Genomic DNA, 26,304 nt, shown 5'->3' on the forward strand with positions numbered 1-26,304 from the left:
CGCTTTTTTCAAGATGTGAGATTATGGCAAGATTTCCTAAAATCAAACAGGTTCGCGCCTATGTGATGCGCGGTGCAGGTGCGGACTATCACGATCAGGGCGAAGGCCACTGGATCGATAACCACATTGCAACATCGATGGGCCGTTACCCGGAATACCGCCAGAGCCGCCAAAGCTTCGGCATCAACGTGCTTGGCACGCTGGTCGTTCAGATCGAAGCCGAAGACGGCACGACAGGTTTCGCGGTCACCACCGGTGGTGAGCCTGCGGCCTATATGGTCGAAAAGCACTTTGCCCGCTTCCTCGAAGGCCGCTGCCCGTCCGAATACGAAAAGATCTGGGATCAGATGTATTTCGGTTCACAATATTATGGCCGTAAGGGCATTGTCGTAAACGCCATCTCCGGCGTTGACCTTGCGCTTTGGGACCTGCTGGGTCGCCTGCGTCAGGAGCCTGTCTATTCGATGCTCGGCGGTGCCGTGCGTGATGAGCTTCAGTTCTACGCCACCGGCGCACGTCCTGATCTGGCCAAGGAAATGGGCTTTATCGGCGGCAAGATGCCTCTGTATCACGGCCCGATCGAAGGCGAAGAAGGCCTGAAGAAGAACGTCGAGCTGATTGCCGACATGCGTTCAAAGGTCGGCGACGACTTCTGGCTGATGTATGACTGCTGGATGGCGCTTGACGTCAACTATGCCACCAAGCTGGCCATCAAGTGCCACGAATATGGCCTGAAGTGGATCGAAGAAGCGATCAACCCTGACGACTACTGGGGTTATCAGCAACTGCGCCGCAACGTGCCCAAGGGTATGCTGGTCACCACCGGTGAGCATGAATCAACCCGTTGGGGCTTCAAGATGCTGCTGGAAATGGGCTGCGCCGACATCATTCAGCCGGACGTCGGCTGGTGTGGTGGTATCACCGAAATGCTGAAAATCTCGGCTCTGGCTGACGCGCATGGCGCGCTGGTCGTTCCGCACGGCTCATCGGTCTACAGCTACCACTTCGTCATCACCCGTCACAATTCCCCCTTCGCCGAGTTCCTGATGATGGCCCCTAAGGCCGACCACGTGGCCCCGATGTTCCACCCGCAATTGCTGGGTGAGCCGGTGCCGGAAAAGGGCCGCATGAAGGTGTCTGCCCTCGATAAGCCGGGCTTCGGTGTTGAACTGAACCCTGACGTTGAGCTGTACCGTCCTTACGAACACTAACCCTTTATAATCCCTTCCCTTCTCCCCAAAGGGGGAGAAGGTGGCCCGCAAGGGCCGGATGAGGGGCACGTTACACAAAGGAATTCCCTTATGGTAAAAATCGTCCGTTACGGCCCGAAGGGTCAGGAAAAACCCGGTCTGGTCGACTCAGAAGGCCAGATCCGCGATCTGTCGGGTGTGGTGTCTGACATCACCACCGAAGAAGTTCGTCTGTCGAAGCTGAAAGTCCTCAAGGACATCAATCCCGCCACCCTGCCACTCGTCGAAGGTCAGCAGCGTTTTGGCGTGCCGATCAGCAATATCGGCAAGATCATCGCTATCGGCCTGAACTATGCCGACCATGCCGCTGAATCGAACCTGCCCGTGCCGCCTGAGCCTATCTATTTCACCAAGGCGATCACCTCGCTGTGTGGTGCTAATGACGACGTCATCAAGCCACGCGACGCCACGAAGCTCGACTGGGAAGTCGAACTCGGCGTCATCATCGGCAAGACCATGCGTTACGTCGATCAAAAAGACGCGCTGGATCACGTTGCCGGCTACGTGCTGGTCAACGACGTTTCCGAGCGCGCCTTCCAGAAAGAGCGCGGCACGCAGTGGGTCAAGGGTAAGGGCTGCGACACCTTCTGCCCGACCGGCCCGTGGGTTCTGACGGCTGATGAAATCGGCGATCCGCAAGACCTCGACATGTTCCTGGACGTCAACGGTGTGCGTATGCAGACCGGCAACACCAGGACGCAAATCTTCCCGGTCGCCGAAGCGCTTGCCTATGTGTCGCGCTTCGTGACCCTGCAACCGGGCGATCTGGTTATCACCGGCACCCCTCCGGGCGTGGGCGAAGGCAAGAAGCCTGAGCCTATCTATTTGCAGGAAGGCGACAAGATTCATCTTGGCGTCTCGAAACTGGGTGAACAGCGCCAGACGGTTGTGCCGTTCTCGCTCGAAGGTCTGGAGATCATTGACTAATGACTTACACAAATCGCTTTGAAAATCGCTCCGCCATCATCACCGGCGGCGCTTCGGGTCTGGGCAAGGAAACCGCGAAACGCATCGTCGCCGAAGGCGGCAAGGTCGTTCTGTGGGACCTGAATGCCGCTGCCCTTGAGGCCGCTCAGGCGGAAACCGGCGCGTCCGGCACGGTCGCCCTCGACATCTCGAACCCCGAAGCCGTTAAGGCCGGTGCGGCTCAGTCCAAGGAAATCCTTGGCAAGATCGACATTCTGGTCTGCTCGGCTGGCATCACTGGCGCCACGGTTCCGGTGTGGGAATTCCCGCTCGACAGCTGGCAGCGCGTGATCGACATCAACCTCAATGGTCTGTTCTACTGCAACCGTGAAGTTGTGCCCTACATGCTGGAAAACGGCTATGGCCGTATCGCCAACATCGCTTCGGTCGCCGGCAAGGAAGGCAACCCGAACGCCTCGGCCTATTCGGCCTCCAAAGCAGGCGTCATCGGCTTCACCAAGTCGCTGGGCAAGGAACTGGCCGGCAAGGGCGTGATCGTCAATGCTCTGACACCCGCCACCTTTGAATCCCCCATTCTGGCGCAACTGCCGCAGTCGCAAGTCGACTACATGCGTTCGAAAATCCCGATGGGCCGTCTCGGCTTCGTTGAAGAGTCCGCTTCGATGGTCACCTTCATGGTGTCCGAAGAATGCTCGTTCACCACGGCGTCGACCTTCGACACCTCCGGTGGCCGCACCACCTTCTAAACCTTTTCCTTCTCCCCTATGGGGTTTAACTAGCAAACGATCCAGTGAATCGTTTGCTAGTTATGGGTGGTCATTTATGACCAGATGAGGGGCCTTAGCCCGTATCAATTTTAAACCCCTGCCTGTTCCCACAGGCAGGGGTTTTTCTCTGCCCGCAGACATGGCAAATTCCACACCAGAATTTTTGAACAAACACGCTTGCGCCTGCCCCAGGGGCAGGCCTGATAGAGGCGGTGTCCGGAGACAGACCCTATGACCAACAAACCCCACCGCTACCTGAGCCTGACTGAAACCGCCCGCCGCTTTGGCATCAGCCCCAAGGCCTTACGCCTCTATGAGGCCAGAGGCCTTGTCATCCCTGAACGCACAGCGGCAGACTGGCGCGTTTATGGCCCGCTTCAGATCACCCGACTGCAACAGGTCATCGCCCTCAAAAGCTTTGGCCTGTCGCTGGGGCGCATAGGCGAACTGATGTCAGGCCGCACAGCGGGGCTGGATGATTTCCTTGCCCTGCACGAAGCCCTGCTGACGCAACAGCGAGAAAGCATCGAGCGTGCGCTTCAACTGGTAAAGGCGGCACGTACAAAGCTTGGTGAAACAGGTCACCTCTCGTCGGACGAACTCATTGATTTGACAAGGAACACCGTCATGACCAACCCCGATAGCCTGAAAAACACCTATGAAAGCCTTGCGGCCAAATATCTGACCCCCGAAGACCATAAGACCCTTGAGGCTAACGGCTTTGCCGGTATGGATCAGCCTGATGCGACATGGGACAGCCTGAACCTTGAAGCCAAGAACCTTATCCTGACCCATGCCGCACCGGATTCCGACGAAGCGGTGGATCTGGCCGTTCGCTGGATGGCTCAGGTTAATAAGGCGACCGGCAACAACCCTCAGCTTAATCTGAAACTGCGTGATCTTGCCCGCGAAGCATTGGAAACCCAAGCCTTTGCCGACGCGTCCCCATCATCGCTCACCATTACGGACTATATTCAGAAAGCCTATGCAGCGGCGATTGATCGGGGGCTTATGCCACGCCCATAAAAAAAGCCTCCCTGTTTTTGCAGGGAGGCTTTTATTCATTTCCCAATCCGGTTCGGGCGGCGCTTCAACCATGACCCCTGAATGTGGTCGCGCATCGCCTTGGCGGCCCCATCGGGATCGCGGCGCAAAATAGCATCCGCAATCAGTTCATGCGCCTCATGCGTCGCCTTGATATGCTCGACATTCAGCTTGCCCGAATAGGTGATGTTTTTCAGCGCCTTACCCTGAATAGTGCCAATGATCGCCTTCGACAGGCGGTCACCGGAAATATCCATCAGTATATCATGCAGCACCACATCCTCATGCACATAGGCGGCGGGCGTCTCGATCAGACCTTTAAGTTTTTTCATCTGCGCCGTCAGCGCCGCCGCATCCGCAGGCGTCAGATTACGCGCCGCCTTGGCGCACATCGACGCCTCAAGCGCGGTACGGATTTCGACCAGATTATCCAGATAGCTCAGGCCGTCCTCGCGCTGGAACAAGGCCCCCAGCACCATAGGGTCAAGCAGGTTCCAGTGCGTATCATCCTGAATGATCGTACCGCGTCCCTGCTGACTGACGACCAGTCCTTTTTCCGTCAACGCCGTCGTCGCTTCGCGCACCACGGTGCGGCTGACCTCGTACATGTCACACAGAACATTTTCCGGCGGCAGGGCGGAGCCTACCGGATAGACTTCGGTAACAATCGCGGTCACCAGATCTTCGACCACGGCAACCGCCAGACGCGGACGACGGCGGGGTTGTCTCAGGGCTTGGGCAGACGCAGATGTCAAGACACGTAACCTCAGTAGAAAAAAACAATCGTCTCGCGAATCGCGAACAAAGTCCATCCCTATAGCCTAAGACGCGACCATCACAAAGTCACATGTCATACCATCATAATTTTGTCGTTATTTCAAAATAGCGCCCGCGCCCTGATCAACCCCTCAAGCCCCCGCTGCAAGGTCGCATCCGACTTACAAAAGCACAACCGCACCACCGACATCGATGCCCCACCTTCACTGCAAAAAGCATCCATCGGAATGGTCGCCACACCGGCCTCATGCACCGCCCTCAGCGCAAAATCCGACGCGCTGACCGCAATCCCTGAGCCCTTCAGATCGATATTAAGAAAATAGGTGCCATCCGCCGGAAGCGTGACAAACCCCGCCGCCTCAAGCCCGTCTCTCAGAAAATCCCGTGACGCCTGAAGCGCATTTCGGGCCTCAATAAACCGGCTGTCCGCCAGCCCCAACCCAAAGGCCACCCCCGCCTGTAACGCAGGTGGCGTGGTAAAGGTCAGAAACTGATGCGCCTTGGCAATCTGGGTAATCAGCGGTGCGGCCGCACAGACAAACCCGACCTTCCAGCCGGTCAGGGCAAAAATCTTGCCCGCCGAACCGATCTTGATTCCCTGATCCGGCAGGACGTTCAGCACACTGATATGTTCACGCCCATCAAAGACCGTCTCTTCCCACACCTCATCGGAAATCACATAGGCTTCATGCGCCGTGACAAAACCCGCCAGCAAATCCCAGTCTTCCCGCGACAACATACGCGTGGTCGGATTATTCGGCGTGGTGATCATCACCGCCTTTGTGCGTGGCGTGAAGGCCGCCGTCAGCATGGCCTCATCAAAGCGCCAGTCGGGCGGGCTTAAGCGCACCGAGACGCACACACCGCCTGCCCGCTCAATCAGCGGCTTATAGGCATCATACATCGGCTCGAAAACAATGACCTCATCGCCTTCGGAGATCAGCGCAAAAATCGCCGCCGCTATGGCCTCGGTCGCCCCTGAGGTGATCAGCACATTATGCGCTGCCTCAAGGTTCAACCCCTGCCGCCGCCCGTAAAACTCCGCCACCGCCCCAAGCAGCACCGGCATCCCCTTCATGGGCGGATACTGGTTGGATGCTTCCATTAAGGCGCGCGCGGCTTCACGACGCACTTCGGGGAAACCGTCCGTCTCCGGAAAGCCCTGCCCCAGATTGACCGCGCCCAGTTGCGTGGCCAGACCGGACATGGTCGTAAAGATCGTCGTGCCAAGGGCAGAATAGACAGGGTTCATGGAAGCTCCGTTCAGAGCCTCCATCATAGGCACAGTTTACAGTTTCTGATACACCCGCACATAATCGATTTCAAAAGTGCGCGGGAAAATCGTATCATCGACCGGCCCGGCCATATCGCCGCCAATCGCCATATTCAGCAAAAGATACATCGGCTTGTCAAAAGGCCACTGGGCATTGCCCGTACCGGCATTGGCGTAGGTATGGTATTTCTCACCATCAATAAAGAAGTCGATCTTCGCGTCCGTCCATTCGATCTGGAAATTATGGAAGGCGCTACAGGCCTCAGGCAGGGCTTTTTCGGCACCCACGCCCCATGTGCCAAAAGTCGAGCGGTTATGGATGGTGCCGAACACCTTGTTGGGCGTCTGACCGACATGTTCCATGATGTCGATTTCCCCGCCATCAGGCCAGCCCGCCGTCGTCCCCAGCATCCAGATCGCCGGCCATGTCCCGACGCCGCACGGCATTTTGGCGCGAATTTCATAGAAGCCGTAGGTGAATTCGCGCTTGCCCCGCGTAATCAGCCGCGCCGACGTATAGGCCTGCCCCCCATGATCGGCCGCCGTGATCGTCTCCTTAAAGGCGGTGATCTTCAGCACACCGCCTTCAGTTTTTGAATTTTCCGCACGGCGCACGGCATAATACTGCTTTTCGTTATTATACCAGCCGGTGCGATTAGCCTCGGTATCATAAAGCCAGTTGCTTTCGTCCGGCAAACCTTCAGCATTGAATTCATCCGACCACACCAGATTATATCCCGCAGGCACCTGACCGGAATGCGTCACCGACGTCGAAGACGATGATGACGCGCTTGAGGAAGATGACGACGAAGAGGATGAAGACGACGATGAAGACGGGGGCGGCGAAACCGTGCCACCTCCCGAACCGCCTGAACTACCGCCGCCACAGGCGGAAACCGGCACAATCGCCGCAGCAAACAACAGCGTTGCCCATTTGAATGTCGACATCGATATCTCCCTGTTATTTATTTTTACGGCGCTTTATTGCCCGACGCTGACCGTGCGACCCGCGCGTTTACCATCCGGCGTGCGGGCGCGAATATCGACCTTACCCGTTACCGCCACAGGGCCTTTATAGGCCTGCCATGACCCGCCCTGCGTGCGATATTCGATCCCGAGACCGGGGAACTCCGTCACCGCCAGAAGCTTGCCATTTTCGATCTTTGCCCCGACCGGTGCCAGACGATAGGCAATGCCATCGCGGTCAAGCAGTCGGTGATGCGCCGCCGCGCGTACCTTAAAGCCCTGCCAGTCCTTAAGCTGTGCCGTGCGATCCAGCCGGTTGTCTGCCGGATCATAGGACGCCCCCGGCTGATAAGGCATTTCCCACTCAGCCGTGCGCCAGGCGCGTTCCGAAAGCGCCAGAAGACGCGGGAACAGCATATATTCGCTCGCCGCATCGGTGCGGATGGTTTCCGACCATAGCTGCGCCTGAAAACCGGTTATCCGGCGGTCAGCCTCACGCGGGGTCTTGTCCTCAAGTGGCAGGAACTGCCCTTTGATATTATGGATCAGATAGGCATTGGCCGGCAGATTTTCCGGCTGATAGCTGAACACCTTATAGGTGTCGGTAACCCGTGAGGACCAGTCATAGCCGCGCTCATCCGGATCAGGCGCATAGGGGTTATCGAAATAGGTGACATCCGGCGTCGAAATAACGATTTCCCAGCCATGATTGCCCTGTGTATGCGCCTCACCAATCGCGCCGGTGTGCAACATGCCCCAGATATTTGACTGAACGTTTTTCGGCATTTTGGCCGCATCCGTATGGCCCATGCCGTCGCTCCAGCCTGCCGCCACGATATTACGCGCCGCCAGCCCCTGCGATACCTTTTCGATAAACAGCCCCCCAAGCTGCTTCGGCTCCAGACCGGTTTCGGCCATTAAGGCCTTACAGGCCGGTGACTCAACCCAGGCCCCCGCCGTTTCATCCGCACCAATATGATAACGCGTCAAAGGCTGCCCTGCTGTCTCATGCATGGCCACCACCTCATCGATCACCTTATCAAGGAAGCGATAGGTCGCCGGAATACAGACATTCAGCGTATTATCCGTATAGGTCTGAATGCTCTTATATTGGGTGGTGTCTTCAGGCTCCACAAGGCGATAAAGATTAGCCTCTTCCGGCTTGCCTTCCGCCATCAGGCGACGATACCGCGCCTCCATAGACTGTACGGCGGCGCGGCTATGGCCCGGCATGTCAAACGACGGTAGCACCTGAATGTGACGCGCATCGGCATAGCGCACCAGTTCGATATAATCTTCCTGTGAGAGGAATCCGTTGACCACGCCGGTCCCTTCGGGGCCAGCCCCCAGTTGCGGCAACAGGCAGGTATCTTCCTTCGGGTCGTGGCAACGCTTGGCCCCGACCTCGGTCAGTTCCGGCAGGGCCTTGATCTCAAGCCGCCAGCCCTCGTCTTCGCCCAGATGCAGGTGCAGACGGTTGAGCTTATAAACCGCCATCTGGTCGATGGTTTTCAGCAGGAATTCTTTGGAATGGAAATTACGCGCCACATCAATATGCAGGCCCCGGAAACCGAGACGCGGCACATCCGTGATTTCCAGCGGCTTCAGGCTTCCGCCTTCATGGGCGATCTGCTGCCCCAGAGACCGCAAGGCATGCGACGCTCCCGCGGCATCGGCGGCGGTAATGTCTATGCGATTGCCTGACGCCTTGACGCTGTAACTTTCAGCGGCACCGGAATTAGCATCAAGCGTAATATTAAGCGCGGGGCCTGAACCAAAGCCGCCGACGCCGGAACGGCTTAAGTAATCCAGTCCGGTTTGAACCTCGGCCTGCCCAAGACCTTTAAGGCTCAGGGTGACACCGCCCTTAAGCTCCAGCGCCTTTCCGCTCAGGCGCGTGATTTTTGCCGGTTGCGGGATAATGACAAATTCAGACGGCGCAACATCAGCCGAGCGCGCCATAATCTGGTCATAGGCTCGTTCCGGCGTCAGCCAGACAATCTGGTCATCTGCATCTGAGGTCGCCAGTTTCGCCTCGTCGGTCATGGGTGCAACAAACGGCAGATATTCGATGCCGGTTTCAGGATCAATCGCCGCCCGCGTGGCCTCGATCACACGCGCCTCAAGCCCCTCAGACGCGACATAGATATTCGGCATAGGATAATAGCGCGAATAATAGTTGCCACGGCTGAGAAGTTTCAGAACATAGGTCTTACCGCCCTCAAGCTTCGCCCCCGCCTTGGGTGTAAACCGGTTGAGGTCGCCATTGATCCATTGCCAGTCGAACTGATCACTGGTCACTTCAACGATGGGCGCGACATGGGAAATATAGAATGACCAGTCGCCGTCACCGGAAAACCCTTCGGGCAGGGTCAGGCTGATTTCCCCGAGGAAACATCTGCCGTCATCGGCACATTTAGTATTGCGATTATCGAGAATGGTGTGGACATAACCAGTCTTCGCCCCCAGCAGATCAAGGTCAGCCTGCGATGCCGCCTGCACCCCTGAGGCCATCAGAAAAACGGTCGCCATACCCGTCAATCCCAAGGATTTAAAGCTATTGCGCATCAGGCGCTGGGGGGCAGAATGCCGCATTATGTCACTCCCGTAATATCATCTTTCGGGTATTTGCGGGGCAATTGACAAAAAAATCAAGCCGTAAATGTCAGATTTGATATAGATTGGTATTTTTTTGGTTCTTACCATAACGCTTGCCGCATAAAAAATCCCCGCCGTTTCCGGCAGGGATCAAACTATAGCGGCCTCTCTTCTCCCTCCTGCTTAGCGGGAGGGTGGCGTTTGCGCCAAGGGCGCAAATGACGGGAGGGTCTCTTGCGGGTTACACAAATACACCCTCCGCCAGACCCTAGAAATCGGTCGACAGGCTGAAGGATACGCTCTGACCGAGCTTGTAGTGATTGATATTCACCTTGCCATTGCGATCCTGATATTCCTCATAGTCCGTATCCAGAAGGTTACGCACTTCAAAGCCGAAGTTCAGGTCACGACCAAAGGCGTCAAAGCCCTTGCGATAGACGAAATCAAGCATGGCCCCCGGCTTTTGCATATAGTCAGGATAACCCGGCTTGCCACGAGCCGAAATACGCTCGGACACATAGGTCAGTAGAAGCGTCGCCGTCGAATTGGCCTCGCTGTCCTGCCAGCCAAATTGCAGATTGGCGACATGATCAGACTGCCCCTGAAGGCGCGACCCGTCGATGATATAGTTCAAAGCCGGCGTCGGCAGGCCCTTGTTGGCCGCCGTATAGACCACATCACTGCCTGAGGCCGAAACCTCAGAATCTGTCCAGGTGTAGTTCGCCGCCACCAGCCAGCGCTTGGTGTCAAAGAACGCCCCGCTCACAGGTGAGTCAAACAGACCCTTATAGTCAAACTCAAGGCCATAGAGCGTGGCTTCCGGCGCATTGATATAGGACTGCTGGCCTTCGCCGGAACCGGTATCAAGGATGGTGGCCTCAACCGGCTTGTCCAGCTTCTTGTAGAAGAAACCCGAGGTGAAATGCACGCCCGCATCATAGTACCACTCATAGCGGACATCGAAATTGGTGATTTCGGTGTCCTTCAGATACGGGTTACCGGCAAACAGACGATCCTGCTCCGGATCAAGATACTGCTGCGGTGCCAGTTCGCGGAACTGCGGACGACCAATGGTCTTGGAGATACCTCCGCGCAGTTGCATGTTATCGCGGAAATTCCATGTCACGGTCGCCGAAGGCAGGACATAGCTTTCCTCGAACGGGTCAATAACATCCGGTGTCGGGTCATTGGCAAACAGCGACAGCACCGCAATCTCCTGCGTCGCCTTTTCATACCTGAGACCCGCCGCCAGCCGCACCAGAGGCACGACCTCGATATCAGCCTTCACAAAGGCCGCATCAACTTTCAGGCTACCCTCATAGGCTGCGGCCCCGTCAGAGCCGGTCACTTCAGTCAGCACCAGACGATCCGGCCCGATATTGAAATCGGCCAGCAGAAAATCAACGCGGGTATATTGTGCCTGAGCGGGCAGTGAGCCGAGATAGCTGAACTGACGGCTTTCGGCGGCGCGGATGTTTTCCAGACGGTCATAGCCACCGCTGATATTGCCGGTACGGCCATTGCCGAAATCGACGTCACGCGTCAGGGTGAACCCCGCACTGGTCACTTCATCGGTCAGGTTCGAGAAGTCGGTACGGTTACGTACACGCGACGCGTCATGATACCAAAGGCCTTCGCGATCCTGAGCGTAGGTGATGGTCTTTTCGTAAGGCACATCACGCGTGGTGCGCGCATAGGAGGCCCGCCAGTTGAGTTTCCATACATCCGAAAGCTGATGCGTGCCGGTCAGTTGTGTCGTCGCCAGTTGGCGCGCATACCATCCGGTCTGATCACGGCGACGCTCTTCACCGGCCCCACCGCTGTAACCTTCGCGCACCTGCGTACGCTTGGTGGTGTTGCGGATAAACAGGTTCGTCCACTGGATGTTGTGGCCGTCGCGCACAAACCCGAGACCCAGCAAGCCGTTCAGGCTGACATTGTTTTCGGTCGTGGCATAGTCATAGTCATCATAGACATGCAGGGCATTTTCCTGATCGATCTCACCGGTTTGCTGAATGCCCGTACGCGTCTTCCAGCCATTGGAAAAATCAACAAGACCGATCAGGCCCAGTTCGCCACCCGCAACCTCAAAGCCACGCCCACCCGACAGGTTAAAGCTGAAATTGGCCGGAATCGCATCGCTCTGCTGAATGAGATTGAGCGGCGCATTGGTCAGGCTGTGACCGATTTTCTGAAGCTCGGCATCAGTGAAATTACCCGACGAAATACGCTTGCCGGTTTTCAGGGCATTACGCAATTCCGAAGGCAGACCGCGTGTGCCGTCATCAAAACCGATCGGATCCGTATCAGACCCGTAGTGGGTGAAACCGTCCTTGAAGGTGGTTTCCGAATTCCCGCTGGTGCCGATACCGATGCTCAGAAACGGCTCGCGCGGGGTGGTTATGGTACGCAGATCAACCACACCACCGCCAAATTCCCCCCAGTAATCCGCCGAATGGGTCTTTTGCACCGATACGCGTTGCAGGATTGAGGCGGGGAACAGATCCAGCGGCACCACCCGTTGCAAAGGCTCAGGCGACGGCAGCGGCGATCCGTTCAGAAGTGCGGACGAATAACGCTCGCCCAGACCGCGCACATAGATAAAGCGCCCTTCGACAAGGCTCAGACCCGTCACGCGCGTCAGCGCGGCGGCAGCAGAATCATCACCGGTGCGCTTCAGGTCTTCGTTGGTCAGGATCGAGGTGACTTCGGCGGTGCGGCGCATGGTATTGGGCACATTGCGCCCGCGCACGACCACTTCGGTGACCTCATCTACCTGTTCGGCCGCGTTGTCCGCCGCTACGGTTTCATTGGCATAGGCGGGCAAGGCCACACCCAGCGCTGTGGTCGCCAGCAGAAGGCTGCAAAGCGACGAAATATTCGTTCTCATATTGGGTAAACCTTTTGCTGGTCGGTAAAAACAGGGCCGAAGGCGGCGGACTTTCCCCGTATTACGGGAACCGTCACACCGCCCTTACAGACCAGAGCTGCTTAACAGACTGTCCCGTCGAGATCGCAGGTCCAGCCCTTCCACCAGTTGTCGTTGCCGTCCTTGACCGCACCGATGTAACCGACGTTCTGGAAGAAGGTGCCGCTTAAGGTCACCGGCGTCACACCGTTCTCGTTAGACCCATTGGTGAAGCCCGACAGGGTCGAGGTGCCGGCAGCGGTGTTATTGGTACCTGCATCAAACAGAGCCTGAATGCCCGTCGCGCCAATTCCCGACGAAGAGGTCGAGAACGGCTTGGTGCCGCAGGACAGATGTACGCCATTGAAAGTCGGAGCGGTTCCCGCACCGACGACGCGGATACAGGCCGCAGCCGACGGGTTCTGAACCACGATCACCGAGTTAAAGAGACCGAGCTTCGTATCCGAGTTCAGCTCCAGACCTTCGTTCGACTTGGTCGAGCGGCTGATCAGGGTGGCATTGGCAATCTTTGGGTGCGACAGCAAGCTCTTGTTACCGGCGCTCGACATTTCGAACATGCGGTCACCGCCGTTTTCGCGCTGACGCAGGATCATGAACTGGACATAGCCACCTTCATCACCGGCGCCATAACCGCCCCAACCGTTATCCGTATCGAAGCTGTCATCGTCATTGCCGGTCAGGACGATATATTTCAGATTGACCGTACCCCCGAACATTTCGATGCCGTCATCCGACGAATTGTGAACCTGGATGTACTCGGCAACCGTACCCGTACCGACACCGGCGAAGGTGATGCCGTTCAGTTCCTTGTCAGGCTGAACTTCAAAGCCCGAATGCTGAACGCGAACATATTTCAGGATGCCGGAATTATCGGTCGGTGTATTACCGCCGTATACGGCGTTAGCGCCTTCAACCTGACCTTCGGAACAGGCGACGTTCGGCGGCGTTACACCGGCCGGACAAACATTGGTTGGTGCGCGACCCGCCAGAACCAGACCACCCCATTGGCCGATCGAGTCAACATTGGTCGTGCGCTCAACGCTTTGCTTGGATGTGAAGATGATCGGGTCGGTCGCCGTACCTTCGGCGAAGATTTGCGAACCGCGCTGAACGATCATGAAATCGCTGCCGCTCGAACCAAAGATCTTAACGCCTGGCTCAACCGTCAGGATCGCCTTGGAACCACCGGGCAGAACGCTGTCCGGGTTCGGGCCCATGTCCACACCGACCGATACGCGGCCCGAAAGCGAATAGATAACGCCCGGCAATTTTTTAAGCACCAGATTACCATTGATCTGGTTCGGCAACTGACAGTTACGCAGACCCGCGATGACGCCGACATTGCTCAGACCGGTCGGGCAGTCTGCCGCCGCACCGGACGAATCCGAAGAACCTGACGAACCCGAGCTTGAGCCGCCACCACCGATAAAACCGCCTTCCCCCGGAGACGCCACCTTGTCGGCCCCGAAACAGCCCGCCAGCGCTACCGCTGCTGCGAAGCCCATCAGTCCCATACGCACTTTTGTTGATTTCGTCAGCATCCTGCAATCTCCAACGTTTGCTTTTAAAACGGCACGTCGGAGCGTCTTGCCTACCCCCACACGTAACCCGGTTGTGCGGCTTATAAGGAGGCTGTGTGACACTAAGCCGAAACTAATGTGACAGATTTGTGCAGGTGGTCAGGCGGCACGGTTTAATGGCGCGCTTGTGTTGACAAAGACACAGGATGACGGACTGCAAGGCAAAAAAAAGCGGCCCCCAAACTGAGAGCCGCTGGCATAGGTTAGGGCGTCCCGCACGAGGGAAGCGCGGTAAATGCCCATGCATAAACAGAGCCATCCGAACAAATTCGGATAAGGTACACGTCAGAAAAGGTCGCATACCGGATAGCGGTGCTACGAACGTAACAATACCTATATATTACCACTAAATGAGTCAAGGCGCATTTTTTATCGCCATATAATAACCAATGCAACGACAGGCCCTGGCAAAATCACCCCTCAGGCCTTAACACTTTGAACAACCATTATTACGTTGAATACAATGTATTTTTTTCCCACCCACACATGAAGACCTCTTTAAACTCAGTCCCACCATAAAAACGCCACTTGTGTTTTTTCAAAATTCAGGCAATACCAAATATAATAATTGGCCTTATAAACAATGGAAACGCTACGTGACCGGCACATCCGTAAACTGGTTTATCGGCATTGACGGCGGCGGCACCGGCTGCCGCGCCCGCCTGCGCGATCGTTCAGGCCGCGTTCTGGGGCAGGGCAAGGGCGGCGCCGCCAATATCCGTCTCGGCCTGCCCACCGCCTGGAGCCATATGCTTGAGGCCATAGATCAGGCCCTGTCTGAGGCCGGTCTGAGGCGCGATATCTTTCCTGAAACCGCGCTCGGCCTCGGGCTGGCGGGCATTACCACTTCTGACGATGCTCGCCGCGCCATAGAATCTGGCCCGGACTTCGGCTTTGTGAATGCCGCCTCGGATGGCCATGCCGCCTGTCTGGGGGCCTTTGGCGGTAAGGACGGAGCCATACTGATTACCGGCACCGGCAGCGCCGGTTACGCATGGGTGGCACAAACCGCCCATTGCATTGGCGGCTGGGGGTTTGAAGTCAATGACGACGGTTCCGCCGCAGTCATGGGCCGCGAAGCCGTGCGCATCGCGCTGCACGGTTTTGACGGCATAGGCCCGCAAAGCGCCTTCAGCCGCGCCATTATCGACCATCTTGGCGGACACCCGTCACAGGTCGTGGCCTTTGCCACCACCGCCAGACCGGCCCATTACGGCGCACTGGCCCCGATCATCATGGCCCATGCCGCCAAAGGCGACGCGCTGGCCGTCACTCTGGTTCAGGACGCCGCACAGGCACTGGGCAAATATATCCGGCGACTGAGCGATCTTGGGGCACCGGATATCTGCCTGATGGGCGGCATGGCCGCACCCCTGACGCCGTGGTTATCGCCCTGGGCGCGCGCCAGCCTGTCACAACCGCTCAATGACGCGGTTGACGGGGCGCTGCAACTGGCGGCGGGTGCCCCCAACGGGCTTGACGCGTCACACATAAAACAGACGGAGGCGATGATATGAGCCTGTGTCTCGAAGTCGCCGTCGATAGCCCGTCAGGTTTCAAAGCCGCCATCGCCGGTGGCGCGCATCGCATTGAACTGTGCGCCGCCCTAAGCGTCGGCGGGCTTACCCCCTCCCCCGGCCTGATGCGTCTGGCGGCAGAAACCGCCACACCGGTCAGGGCCATGATCCGCCCGCGTATCGGCGGCTTTGTCTATACGCCGACCGAATATGATGTCATGCGCCGTGACATTGACGCCGTGCGCGAAGCGGGCCTTGCCGGTATTGTCATCGGGGCCAACCGCCTGACCGGTGAACTTGACGAAGACCTGCTGCGTCGGCTGGCCGATCACGCGCAGGGTCTGGAAATTGCCCTGCACCGCGCCATTGACCTGACGCCTGATCCTCTGGCGGCACTGGAAACCGCTATCGAACTGCGGTTTAACACCATTCTGACCTCTGGCCGCGCCCCAAAAGCCATCGACGGCCTTGAGACACTGACGGCGCTCAATCGTCAGGCCGCCGACCGTATCGAAATCATGCCCGGCGGCGGCATTAACGCCGATAACGCCCAAAGGCTCGTTGAAACTACCGGCGTGACATGGCTGCACGCCTCCTGTTCCGAACCCCTGCCCGTCATCGACAAGGCCGATGTCAGTCTGGGTTTCATTACCCCCGACGCCCGCGACACCAGCCATACCGCCGTCCTGCGCCTGACGCAGGTGCTCGGCGACCTGTCGCGCTTGTCGAAGCCCGAAGCACACACCATTTAGGAAAGACAGAATACTGTGATTACGGATACGATTGATATGACCGGGACCCTGATGTTCTCCGAGGCCCGCGAAGGCGGCGAAGCGGTCGCGCGTTTCCTTGAACGTAACGCCGACACGCTGAAAACCCTTGCGGCACACCTTAAGGCCCACCCGCCACAAGTCGTCATCACCTGTGCACGCGGCTCATCCGATCATGCCTCGACCTATGGCAAATATCTCATCGAAACCCTGATCGGAGTACCCGTCGCCTCCGCCGCCCTGTCGGTATCGTCTGTTTTTGCCGCCAAACCACAGGCGGCGAATGCTCTGGTCATCGCCGTCTCGCAATCAGGCCGCAGCCCCGACCTTCTGACGACCGTCGAAGCCTATAAGGCAGCCGGAGCCTATGTCGTGGCGCTGGTCAATGACGAAACCGCCCCTCTGGTCGGTTTGGCCGACACCGTGCTCCCCTTAAATGCCGGACCTGAAAAATCGGTCGCCGCCACCAAATCCTATATTGTGTCTCTGGCCGCCTATGCCGCCATTGTCGCTGAATGGAGCAACAACCAAAGCCTGAAGGACGGCCTGAAGGCCCTGCCCGCACAACTGAAAACCGCTTTTGATGCTGACTGGAGCGCCGCCCTGCCGACCTTTGAGGCCGCCACCAACCTGTTCATCATCGGACGCGGCTACAGCTTCGGCGTCGCTCAGGAAGCGGCGCTCAAGCTTAAGGAAACCTGCGCCCTGCATGCCGAGGCCTTTTCGTCCGCCGAAGTGCGCCACGGCCCGATGGCCATTGTCCGCGAAGGCTTCCCCATACTGGCATTGGCCACCTCAGATACGGCGGGTGATGGCGTGCGCGAAGCGGCCACAGAATTTGCCGGTCGCGATGCCGATGTCTGGCTTGCCGATACACAGAACACACCAGCCCTCAAGGATCGCATCCTGCCCTCCCTTAAGGCTGAACCAATCCTTGAGCCGATCCTGCGCATCCAGAGCTTCTACCGCTTTGCCAATGCCCTGTCTCTGGCGCGTGGGCTCAATCCCGACGCCCCACCGCACCTCAATAAGGTTACGAAAACCGTCTAAAACAGATGCTCGCGCCCGATGGATTCCACCGTCGGGCACCCCGACAGGGCCATGACGATCTCTAACTCCTCCCGCAGGGTGCGCAGGGCGTGGGCCACACCCAATGCCCCTGCCGCCGACAGGGCCTGCACATAGGGACGCCCGACGAGAACCGCTTTTGCGCCTAAGGCCAGAGCCTTGAAGACATCTGTTCCGCGCCGCACCCCGCCATCAAGCAGCACGGGCACCCGCCCGTCAACCGCCGCCACAACCCCCGGCAAGGCCTCGATGCTGGCGGGTAAGGTATCAATCACCCGCCCACCGTGGTTGGACACGATGATCCCCGCCACACCGGCCTGACAGGCGCGCACGGCATCTTCAGGGGCCAGAATCCCCTTGATAATCACCGGCAGATGCGTCTCCGACAGCACCCAGTCAATATCCGCCCAGGTCGGGGCCACGGCCATCAACCCGTCAAACACTGCACTTTGTCCCGCCGCCAACGGCGGCAAAGGTGTCGGCTGCTGCGGCAGATTCACCGCCCTCAGAGGTTCCGGCAGATGAAATCCCGCCCGTTGCTCACGGCTGCGGATACCGCCCATGGCCGCATCGACCGTCACCACCAGCGCCTTATATCCTGCCGCTTCGGCCCGACGGATCAGATCACGCGACACCGCCCGATCCGATTGCAGATAGAGCTGAAACCATAAGGCGTCATGCACACCTGCCACATCCTCCAGCGGCGTGGTCGACAGCGTCGACACCACCATCACCGTATCCGTCACCTTCGCCGCCAGAGCCGTCGCCATTTCACCATCGGCATGAAACAGCTTCTGATAGGCCAGAGGCGCCAGAAGGATCGGATGCGCACAGGCCTGCCCAAACAGCTCAAAGCGCGTATGACCGCCCCTGACATCCCCCAGCACCCGCCCCTTCAGCCGGATACGCCCAAAGGCCGACATATTCTCCGAAAGCGTGCCTTCATCGCCCGCCCCCGACACCAGATAATCCCACGCCATCGGCGTCAGGCGCTCACGCGCATAGGGCCCATAGTCGTTCACCGAGACGATATCACGCGGAATGGCGGTCAGCACAGGCGACAGACTCATGCCTCGGCCCACTGACGCAGCAGATTATGATAATGGGCCGTCAGACTGACGATCTCCTCAGCATCGCCCATTCTGGCCCGCAACCGAATGATCGTCATATCCAGCTCAAACAGCATCCGCCTCTGGGCATCGTCTTTCACCAGACTCTGGGTCCACAAAAACGACGCCAGCCTGACCCCCCGCGTCACCGGCTCAACCCGATGCAAAGACGTGGACGGATACAAGATCGCATCCCCCGCCTTAAGCTTCACTTCGTGCGCCCCATAGGTATCTTCGACAATCAACTCGCCGCCGTCATAGTCCTCAGGCGCATTGAGAAACACAGTCGTCGAGACATCCGTGCGCCCCATAATCCCTTTGAACGGGTCATTGTGAATGGCGGTATCGACATGGTTGCCATAGTGCCCGCCGCCTTCGTAGGCATTAAAGCGCGGTGTAATCACCACACGCGGTAAGGCCGCCGACATGAACAACGGATGCCGCCGCAGGGCCGCCTCGACACGCTCTCCCAATATACGTGCCTGAGGCGCATCTGATGGCAATTGCCGGTTCTGCTTGACCGCCCGCGCCTGTTCACCCGCGGTCAAGGCCCCATCGACCCAGTTGGCTTCAGCCAGTCCGGCGCGGATATCAGCCAGTTCCGCAGGTGTCAGAACGTCGGGAATATGCAGCAGCATGAGCTATGCCTTAAAAGAAAAAATGGCCCCGACGGAAGGTCGGAGCCAGTTGATCATGATAACAAATCGCAAAAACTTTCAAGAGGTGCGCCAAGGGTAAAATGACGCACCCCCTGCCCGTTTTTAGAAGCGGTAGTTCAGCGTCAAAGCCGCCGAACGTGGCGCACCCGGTTCCAGACGCGCCCCACCATTGTTCAGTCGGGCAATATAGTCCTCGTCAAACAGATTATAGATATTCAGCTGAAGAGACGCCTTGTCGGTCAGGTTATAGGCACCATAAGCATCCACCACCCAGTATTCGGGGATGACCGGCATATTGGTCGTGGCAAAATCCGCCGTCAGTGATGTTTGACGGATTTGCTCACCCATATAGCGGGCACCGCCACCCAGCTTCAGCTTGTCGGATACCTGATAGGTTGACCAGAACGACCCTGTAACTTCCGGCGACCAGCGGCTGGTGGCACCGACCGTGCCCCCTTCCTTGTTCTCGTCTTCCATGGTCTGGATACCGGCCGTGATGTTCCACTTGTCGGTAATCTTGCCAACCAGACCAAATTCAAAGCCCTTGATTTCACGATCACCGTAGTTTTCGTTGACGCCGTCCCCATCGACATCACCTACCACCCAGTTGGTGTGATTGGTTTTATAGTAAGCCCCGCTCAGGCCCAGACGACCTTCAAAGAAGTCCCATTTTGCCCCGACCTCAAGGTTTTCGGTCTCGGTCGGATCCACATTCGGGTTGTTGATATTGGTCGCGCTGGTGCTCAGGTTGGCGCTGTTACCCGGAGGGGTTTGCGTCGTCCCGTAAGACACATAAAGGCTCCCGTTCGGTACAGGCTTATAAACCACACCCGCCTTATAGGCATATATCGACTTGCTGGCCTTAGCCGAAGACGTCAGCGCGCTTGTCGCATCATAGACCTTATAATCCAGACGATAGCTGTCTGAGCGAACGCCCAGATTGACCAGCCACTTCTCACCGAATGAAATCGTGTCAAATACATAGGCAGAGGCCACCTTGGTGTGGGTTTCGTTCCAGCCGTTGAAATAGGGCGTGTGCATGGCGTCGCCCGCATTCGGATTATACAGGTTAGCCGGAGCCGTGCTCAGACCGGTGCTGCTAAAGGTGCCGGTATTGTGTTTTTCGTCCGAATATTCAAAGCCGAACGTCACATCGTGCGCCAGAACGCCCGTATTAAAGCGCGTAGTGAAATTAGAAATATTGTTAAAGGATTCCGTCTTCTGGTTCACCCGCTGACGTGAACGTGACAGGGTCCAGGTCGAAGGATCGGCAGGGTCAGGTGCCGCAACATTCATCACGCCCGTCAGAACACGCTCAAGCGATGTATTCGACCAGCGGCTCAGATTGGTGAAATAGATACCGGCGGCGAAATCATGCTCGAACTTGGCCGTGACCGAGCCCTGCTCCTGCTTTTCGAAATCGTTACGGCTGCCGTAGAAGTTTTCCGAGCGTGTAGCGGCACCATTACGGATGTCGGCATTGCTGTTATAGAAACCTTCACGGCCGATCGACGAAATACCGCCGTCCGGGGTATTATCAAAGTTCAGATACTGACCCGACAGGTGAAAACGGGTGCCGGTTTCAAGGCCGATCCCATAGGCCACAGCGGCCCCATAACCGGCGCGATTGACGTAATCACGACCCGCCGTGTCGATGTCCTGCGTCATCACGTTAACACGGAGTGCGCTGGTTTCACCAATTGCACGGTTCACATCAACTGATCCGCGTGCACCGCCCTGACTATAGGCGCTGACCGACGCCGAAGCCGCATCATCAAGCGACGCCTGCTTGGTCGAAACGTTGATATAGCCCGAAGACGAACCCCGGCCCGAATCAGCGCCGCCCGGCCCTTTGACCACTTCAATCTGCTCAATGTTGAACGTGTCACGAGTCGCGGCACTGCGGTCACGCAGACCATCCACCAGCAGTGACGACGACGTATCAAACCCCCGCATCTGGAAGGCATCGCCAGAGGTGCTGTTACCATTTTCACCCATTTGCATGGTAATGCCCGGCGTGTTGCGCAGGGCTTCCATCAGGGTCGTCGCCTGTTGTTCCTGAATCACTTCCTTGCGAATGACCTGAATGGTCTGTGGCGTATTGACCAGCGCTTGCGTCTGCTTGGGCGACGACACGACATCGGCCTTATAGGTGTCTTCGTCTGCGGTGACCGTCACGCCCTGAAGCACCTTATCCTGTGCGGCGGCAGCCCCCGCCAGCGCCGGAACGGCGGTCGCTGCCATCAGCGCGGCCGTCAGATAAGGATGTGAAACATGTTTGCGGTTGCGTATCATATGCATGTCTTTTCTGAAAGGGTTCTGTCGATATTCGTCCATCCGACAGCACCTGTGAAAAACCCGTAATGGGTAAAATTACTCGGGCAATATTTTGCGAATAATTGTCAGGTGCAATATCTGAGTTCTGTCATATTGCAAGGGCTATGACGCCCAATATATCGTCGTTCACAATTAATATTGCGAGTGTGTCGCAAATTCAACACAGGCGACGCGACGGGAATTTTGCTTTTTAAAACAATGGCCGGTAACATAATAAATGGCCGGACAGACAGGCCCCACAACCCGCATGTCCGGCCCTGACCTTTCCGTTATCCGGAAAGGCGATCAGAAGGGCAGCACCTCGAATGTGCCCGAATAAGACGCCCTGAGGGGTGGCATTTCACGTCTTTGCGGTGCCGCCGGCGCTGCTGAGGCCGCCGCCGGTTTTGCCTGTGGCCCGTGATCATCATCGTCATCTTCTTCGGGACGTGGCGGATAGGAGGCATTGAGCCAGTATGGCCCCGCCAGCTTCCAATCCACTGCTACCTCACCATTGGCATCTGCCGTAAGGATTTCGTCCCCCAGCTCGCCGCGATAACGCACCCCGCCGGGTACGATCTTGACCTTGAGGTTCGGAACAGGCTGCCCATTGAACAACACACGGAACCGCGCGGTTTCACCAACCACCAGATCGGTGACCGGCTGTAGCGGATAGATCTCAAGCCCGGCCCCGACGGGCGTAATCTCAGACGGCGCACCGGCCACCACAAAGGTTTCCACGCGGCCAAAGCTGCGGCTGACCTTAAGCTCTGCGGCATCGGCAGGCACTTCCTTGGTCAGAGCCTCTTCCGTTCCCCGGAAGGTCTTGGTTTCCTCGCCGACCTTATAGGTCGCGGACACGCCCTGGCTTACCGAAGCAATACGATAGGTGCCCGGAGCCGCCAGCTTGACATCGAAGGTCGAGCGATACCGCGCGGTCGCCACATTCTCCGGTTCGATCACCGCACCATCAGGGCCGGTAACCTTCAGATTGGTCAGACGCATGGCATTGTGATCGGCATAGAACAGGCCGTTCGACGAAGCCGCATCTACGGACACATAGGCCGGACGCTGCGGATTCGACGATACCGCCACCTGCGTGGTCGACGGCAACAGCCACTGGCTATGGGCCAGAGCCGCAGGCGCACTGATCAGCAGCGCCAGTGTTGCCGCAGATGACAACAACCCCCTTATCGCATTCATATGGTATCTCCTTGTGTATGTTAGATATTATTTTCTAAGCGGTTTTCGGTGCCTTCACCTTCCGGTGGCCCGCCCCGATCCTGAGGTCGGCCCCGATCCTGAGACAGACCATGCCCCCCGCGACGATGGTCACGCGATTTGCGGAAACCGAAGCTGATCGGCACAATGGCCCATGACTCCACAGGCCTGCCCCCCTGCGTCGCCGGTTTGAATTTCCAGCGCCTGACCGCCTCGGTCGCCGCCTGATCCAGCCGCATAGAGCCGCTGGTCGTGCGCACCTGCACCTCCCCTACTGAACCGTCGCCGCGCACCTGAAGTCGAAGCACAACCGTGCCCTGTTCATGGCGAGCCTTGGCCTGAGGCGGATAGGGCGGAGGCGGATTATTGGTCAGGGCCATGTCGACATCGACCCCGACAAAATCATTTTGCGGCCCAACCGCCGCGGCTGCAGGCGCGCGGTTCGTCAGGCTGACGGCCACTGGCCCCTGTACCGGTGGCGCAGGCGGGCCTGTATCGGGCTTGATGGGCGGCAAGGGTAAAGGCGGGACCTGCTGGATGAGCGGTGCCGGTGTCGGACGTGGCTGAATTACGGGCTTGGCCTCAACCGGCGGACGTGGCGGTTGCGGTCTGGGTTCGGGTTCAGCCATTGCCATCGGGGCCATGCTCACGAGGATAGCTTCCGTCTCCGGCATTTCCGGCGCAGGCATAATATAACGCGTGGTGATCAGATAGGCTGCCAATGCCCCATGCAAAGCCAGTGATATACCAATGGCAATCGCCGCCCCATTAGTTTTTCGGCTGGTTGTACGGCCCCGGCCCTTACCGTCGACTAACGCAACCGACAGAGTCTGACCGGCCAGGGTCTGACAGGTTGAGTTTGCTGAAACCATATCTTCTGAGGAGGTGTGAAAATTCATTGGCCCAGACCTAAAGGGGGGTCACCCTGATGATAAGATAGCGGCATTATCACCAATGATATTCATTCGCAACAACTTATCCTCTGCACCCTGGGCCGCGGACATCACATTTCGTATCGCTCATAGAGGGGGCGTGACCTGTATCATTACTTAAAAAGGGCGAAGGGCGGAAAAAGTGGGTGTCAAAAAGGGTAACAAATCGCCGTTTTTGTCCCTTTTTCGCCGTTAATGCTAAATTAATCATACTCACCCATTGAACATTTTAGGATGTTGATCTTACAATATTCATTCAATTTGGCGTCGGGTGATTAAAATGAATGCAAATCAGTGGTCAGGTGTTCCGTTGACAGGGGCCATTCCCAGTGAGGCTGACCGTATCGGTCGTCTCGCTGAAGCCGGTGAACAGATGGTCGAACGCCTTAGAAAGACTGCCTTTTTACCCGGTTCTATCAAGCAGCTGAACGTCCGTCTAGGCATTGCCGAGGTCGCCGATCTGCTCGGTTGTTCGACCAATCGTATCCGTATGGCCGAGCAGGATGGACGCCTGCCGCCACCGCCGGAAAGCGAATCGGGCCGCCGTTTAGGCTATGATATCCCCGCTCTGCTGAATATGCGTCAGGTGCTTGGCGCCTCCCCGCGCCGCTCCCCCGAAGATCCGCCCGCCATCATCACCGTTCAGAACTTCAAAGGCGGCGTCGGCAAATCCACCGTCACCACCCATTTGGCCCATTATCTCGCCGTTCAGGGCTATCGGGTCCTCGTCGTCGATTGCGACAGTCAGGCGACCACCACGACTCTGTTCGGCTTTAATCCGCATTTTGATATTCGCCGCGAAGAGACGCTTTACCCCTATCTGTCGATCGAGCCGACGCAGGACGACCTGCGTTACGCCATCAAAAAAACCATCTGGCCCAATGTCGATCTGATCCCGTCAAACCTGCAAATGTTTGACGTTGAATATGAACTGGCAGCGGCCGGATCATCGGGTGGCGGCACGCTGGCCTCACGTTTTAGGAAATTAAAACAAGGACTTAACGATCTGGCGCAGGATTATGACATCATCCTGCTCGATCCCCCGCCCGCGCTTGGCACCATCTCTCTGACGGTCATGCAGGCCGCCAATGCCCTTCTGGTGCCGCTGGCTGCCACCACGCCTGACTTCTGTTCGACGGTTCAGTTTCTGTCTATGATGGGGCAGGTCATTGAGCAGCTACAAGAGGCCGGCATCAAGGTCGAATATGATTTCTGCCGCCTGATCTGCTCGAAATTTAACGCCAATGACCCGAGCCATTCGATGATTCAGCGCATCATGGAACAGACCTTCGGCCCTGCCCTTTTGCCTGTACCCATTCTGGAATCCGCTGAGATCAGCCATGCTGCCCTGCGCATGATGACGGTTTATGAACTCGAAAAGCCGATCGGCACCCCCAAAACCCATAAACGCTGCCGCTCGAATATCGACGAAGCCATGTCACAGGTTGAGCAACTTATCCGCCAGCGCTGGGGCCGTAACGAAGCTGCCCGTCTCGACTCGCTCGCTGTCTAGCTGAACCAAAAGGCCCACTCACATGTCCAAACGTCAGTCCGACTATCTGTCCTCGCTCCTATCCTCTGATCCGGCCCCCGCCGAAGCCCCTGCCGCCCCCAGACCCGCCGAAGAGCCCGCGCGCCCTAATCCCAAGTCAACCATGACCCTTCTGGCCCGCGAATCGGCTCTGGCCCGCGTCGCTACCGGCGAAGTGAAACAGGTTACACAGCTTTTGCTCGATCCGGCCCGCGTCCGAATCTGGCACGGCAACCCACGGCATCAGGAAACCCTCAACGAAGATAACTGCCGCGATTTGATTGACGCCATCCTGGCCGAAGGCGGTCAGAAAGTGGCGGCTATTGTTCGTCGTGTTAGCGATGATCCGGCGCATGACTACGAAGTCATTGCCGGATCACGTCGTCACTGGGCCATTTCATGGTTACGGGCTAACAACTATCCTGACATGATGTTTCTGGCACAGGTCCATGCACTGGATGACGAAGCGGCCTTCCGCCTGTCAGATATTGAAAACCGCGCCCGTAAGGATGTCTCGGATTTTGAACGTGCCCGCACCTATCTGCAGGCGCTTGATGAGCATTATAACGGCAAGCAGGCACGCATGGCTGAACGCCTGCGACTGTCCAAAGGCTGGCTATCGAAGATGCTTAGCGTGGCGGCGCTGCCGCAATGGGCCGTCGAAGCCTTTGCCAGTCCCGCTGACATTCAGCTAAAAGCCTGCTATCCGCTGGCGCAAAAAATCCAGGCATTAAGCGAACCTGACGGCACGGCCAGACTGCGTCAGATGAAAGAAGCCGCCGTAAAATTAAAGCGCCAACAATCTGACGGCACGCCCCTCCCCGCCCCCGAGGTCGTCAAGCGACTGATTAATGCCGGAGAAACCCAGACCACAGATGATCAGGTCATCAGCTTTGATACCGCCTATGGCCGCACCGCTCTGAGCGTGCTTTCGGCCAACCGTAACGGTGTCTCCATCAGGCTGCATGCCGGGTCGGGTGCCAGTGAGCCGGAACTACTGGACATGCTCAGGTCAGCACTTCGGGCGCTTGAGTCTCAAGGGAAGGGCCTGACCTAAATACATCGCGTTT

The 26,304-nt window shown here is 57.6% G+C and carries 20 protein-coding genes; 9 read left to right on the top strand and 11 right to left on the bottom strand.

The features are described 5' to 3' along the window. Positions 1 to 23 precede the first annotated feature (23 nt). The 4 genes from rhmD (at position 24) to E5201_RS11085 (ending at position 3,970) form a co-directional block, all read left to right on the top strand. Positions 24 to 1,211, top strand: a complete 1,188-nt coding sequence (rhmD, locus tag E5201_RS11070; RefSeq protein ID WP_140986165.1) for an L-rhamnonate dehydratase — start codon at positions 24 to 26, stop codon at positions 1,209 to 1,211. Positions 1,212 to 1,301: 90 nt separating this feature from the next. Next, entirely contained in the window at positions 1,302 to 2,177 is an 876-nt protein-coding gene (locus E5201_RS11075) for a 2,4-didehydro-3-deoxy-L-rhamnonate hydrolase (RefSeq protein ID WP_140986166.1), read from the top strand. Then, on the top strand, positions 2,177 to 2,923 hold the full coding sequence (locus E5201_RS11080) for an SDR family NAD(P)-dependent oxidoreductase (RefSeq protein WP_140986167.1): 747 nt from the start codon (positions 2,177 to 2,179) through the stop codon (positions 2,921 to 2,923). The genes E5201_RS11075 and E5201_RS11080 overlap by 1 nt, the downstream gene beginning before the upstream one ends. Before the next feature lie 252 nt (positions 2,924 to 3,175). Further along, a complete protein-coding gene (locus E5201_RS11085) occupies positions 3,176 to 3,970 on the top strand; it encodes a MerR family transcriptional regulator (RefSeq protein WP_140986168.1) in 795 nt (264 codons plus the stop codon). A 35-nt stretch (positions 3,971 to 4,005) separates the two neighbouring features. Here the strand turns inward: E5201_RS11085 and E5201_RS11090 are convergent, their stop codons facing one another. The 6 genes from E5201_RS11090 to E5201_RS11115 all read right to left on the bottom strand — a co-directional run bounded on the left by E5201_RS11090 (position 4,006) and on the right by E5201_RS11115 (position 14,072). After that, positions 4,006 to 4,743, bottom strand: a complete 738-nt coding sequence (locus tag E5201_RS11090; protein WP_246050604.1) for a FadR/GntR family transcriptional regulator — start codon at positions 4,741 to 4,743, stop codon at positions 4,006 to 4,008. Positions 4,744 to 4,865: 122 nt separating this feature from the next. Then, positions 4,866 to 6,017 carry an aminotransferase gene (locus E5201_RS11095; protein ID WP_140986170.1) on the bottom strand — a complete coding sequence of 384 codons (1,152 nt, stop codon included), beginning with the start codon at positions 6,015 to 6,017 and terminating at the stop codon, positions 4,866 to 4,868. 36 nt (positions 6,018 to 6,053) lie between these two features. Then, entirely contained in the window at positions 6,054 to 6,986 is a 933-nt protein-coding gene (locus E5201_RS11100) for a glycoside hydrolase family 16 protein (RefSeq protein WP_140986171.1), read from the bottom strand. 33 nt (positions 6,987 to 7,019) lie between these two features. After that, positions 7,020 to 9,599, bottom strand: coding sequence for a family 20 glycosylhydrolase (locus E5201_RS11105; RefSeq protein WP_246050606.1), 2,580 nt, complete (start codon positions 9,597 to 9,599; stop codon positions 7,020 to 7,022). A gap of 271 nt (positions 9,600 to 9,870) precedes the next feature. Continuing rightward, positions 9,871 to 12,492, bottom strand: coding sequence for a TonB-dependent receptor domain-containing protein (locus tag E5201_RS11110; protein WP_140986172.1), 2,622 nt, complete (start codon positions 12,490 to 12,492; stop codon positions 9,871 to 9,873). Positions 12,493 to 12,593: 101 nt separating this feature from the next. Further along, positions 12,594 to 14,072, bottom strand: a complete 1,479-nt coding sequence (locus E5201_RS11115; RefSeq protein ID WP_140986173.1) for a hypothetical protein — start codon at positions 14,070 to 14,072, stop codon at positions 12,594 to 12,596. Between the two features lie 635 nt (positions 14,073 to 14,707). Here E5201_RS11115 and E5201_RS11120 point away from each other — a divergent pair. The 3 genes from E5201_RS11120 to E5201_RS11130 are packed head-to-tail and all read left to right on the top strand — an operon-like array spanning position 14,708 to position 17,448. Continuing rightward, on the top strand, positions 14,708 to 15,628 hold the full coding sequence (locus E5201_RS11120) for a glucosamine kinase nucleotide-binding domain-containing protein (RefSeq protein ID WP_140986174.1): 921 nt from the start codon (positions 14,708 to 14,710) through the stop codon (positions 15,626 to 15,628). Next, positions 15,625 to 16,380, top strand: a complete 756-nt coding sequence (locus E5201_RS11125) for a copper homeostasis protein CutC (protein WP_140986175.1) — start codon at positions 15,625 to 15,627, stop codon at positions 16,378 to 16,380. The genes E5201_RS11120 and E5201_RS11125 overlap by 4 nt, the downstream gene beginning before the upstream one ends. A 36-nt stretch (positions 16,381 to 16,416) precedes the next feature. Further along, positions 16,417 to 17,448: an SIS domain-containing protein gene (locus E5201_RS11130; protein WP_140986176.1), complete on the top strand. Its 1,032-nt coding sequence runs from the start codon at positions 16,417 to 16,419 to the stop codon at positions 17,446 to 17,448. Here E5201_RS11130 and E5201_RS11135 read toward each other — a convergent pair. From E5201_RS11135 to E5201_RS11155, 5 genes are all read right to left on the bottom strand, one after another. Next, on the bottom strand, positions 17,445 to 18,536 hold the full coding sequence (locus E5201_RS11135) for an alpha-hydroxy acid oxidase (protein ID WP_140986177.1): 1,092 nt from the start codon (positions 18,534 to 18,536) through the stop codon (positions 17,445 to 17,447). The genes E5201_RS11130 and E5201_RS11135 overlap by 4 nt on opposite strands. Then, positions 18,533 to 19,213 (bottom strand): Fe2+-dependent dioxygenase, encoded by a 681-nt coding sequence (locus E5201_RS11140; RefSeq protein ID WP_140986178.1) that lies wholly within the window; start codon positions 19,211 to 19,213, stop codon positions 18,533 to 18,535. Before E5201_RS11140 ends, E5201_RS11135 begins: the two co-directional genes overlap by 4 nt. A gap of 123 nt (positions 19,214 to 19,336) precedes the next feature. Beyond that, complete coding sequence (locus E5201_RS11145; RefSeq protein ID WP_246050633.1) at positions 19,337 to 21,478, bottom strand: TonB-dependent siderophore receptor; 2,142 nt, start codon at positions 21,476 to 21,478, stop codon at positions 19,337 to 19,339. A 378-nt stretch (positions 21,479 to 21,856) separates the two neighbouring features. Beyond that, entirely contained in the window at positions 21,857 to 22,753 is an 897-nt protein-coding gene (locus E5201_RS11150; RefSeq protein ID WP_140986180.1) for a DUF4198 domain-containing protein, read from the bottom strand. A 20-nt stretch (positions 22,754 to 22,773) separates the two neighbouring features. Then, a complete protein-coding gene (locus E5201_RS11155) occupies positions 22,774 to 23,670 on the bottom strand; it encodes an energy transducer TonB (RefSeq protein ID WP_140986181.1) in 897 nt (298 codons plus the stop codon). Between the two features lie 313 nt (positions 23,671 to 23,983). Here E5201_RS11155 and E5201_RS11160 point away from each other — a divergent pair, with 313 nt between their 5' ends. Both E5201_RS11160 and E5201_RS11165 read left to right on the top strand, forming a co-directional pair. Further along, complete coding sequence (locus E5201_RS11160) at positions 23,984 to 25,216, top strand: AAA family ATPase (RefSeq protein ID WP_140986182.1); 1,233 nt, start codon at positions 23,984 to 23,986, stop codon at positions 25,214 to 25,216. 22 nt (positions 25,217 to 25,238) lie between these two features. Next, on the top strand, positions 25,239 to 26,291 hold the full coding sequence (locus tag E5201_RS11165; RefSeq protein ID WP_140986183.1) for a ParB/RepB/Spo0J family partition protein: 1,053 nt from the start codon (positions 25,239 to 25,241) through the stop codon (positions 26,289 to 26,291). Positions 26,292 to 26,304: the final 13 nt, after the last annotated feature.

Source organism: Asticcacaulis tiandongensis, assembly GCF_006475605.1.
Taxonomy (GTDB): Bacteria; Pseudomonadota; Alphaproteobacteria; order Caulobacterales; family Caulobacteraceae; genus Asticcacaulis; species Asticcacaulis tiandongensis.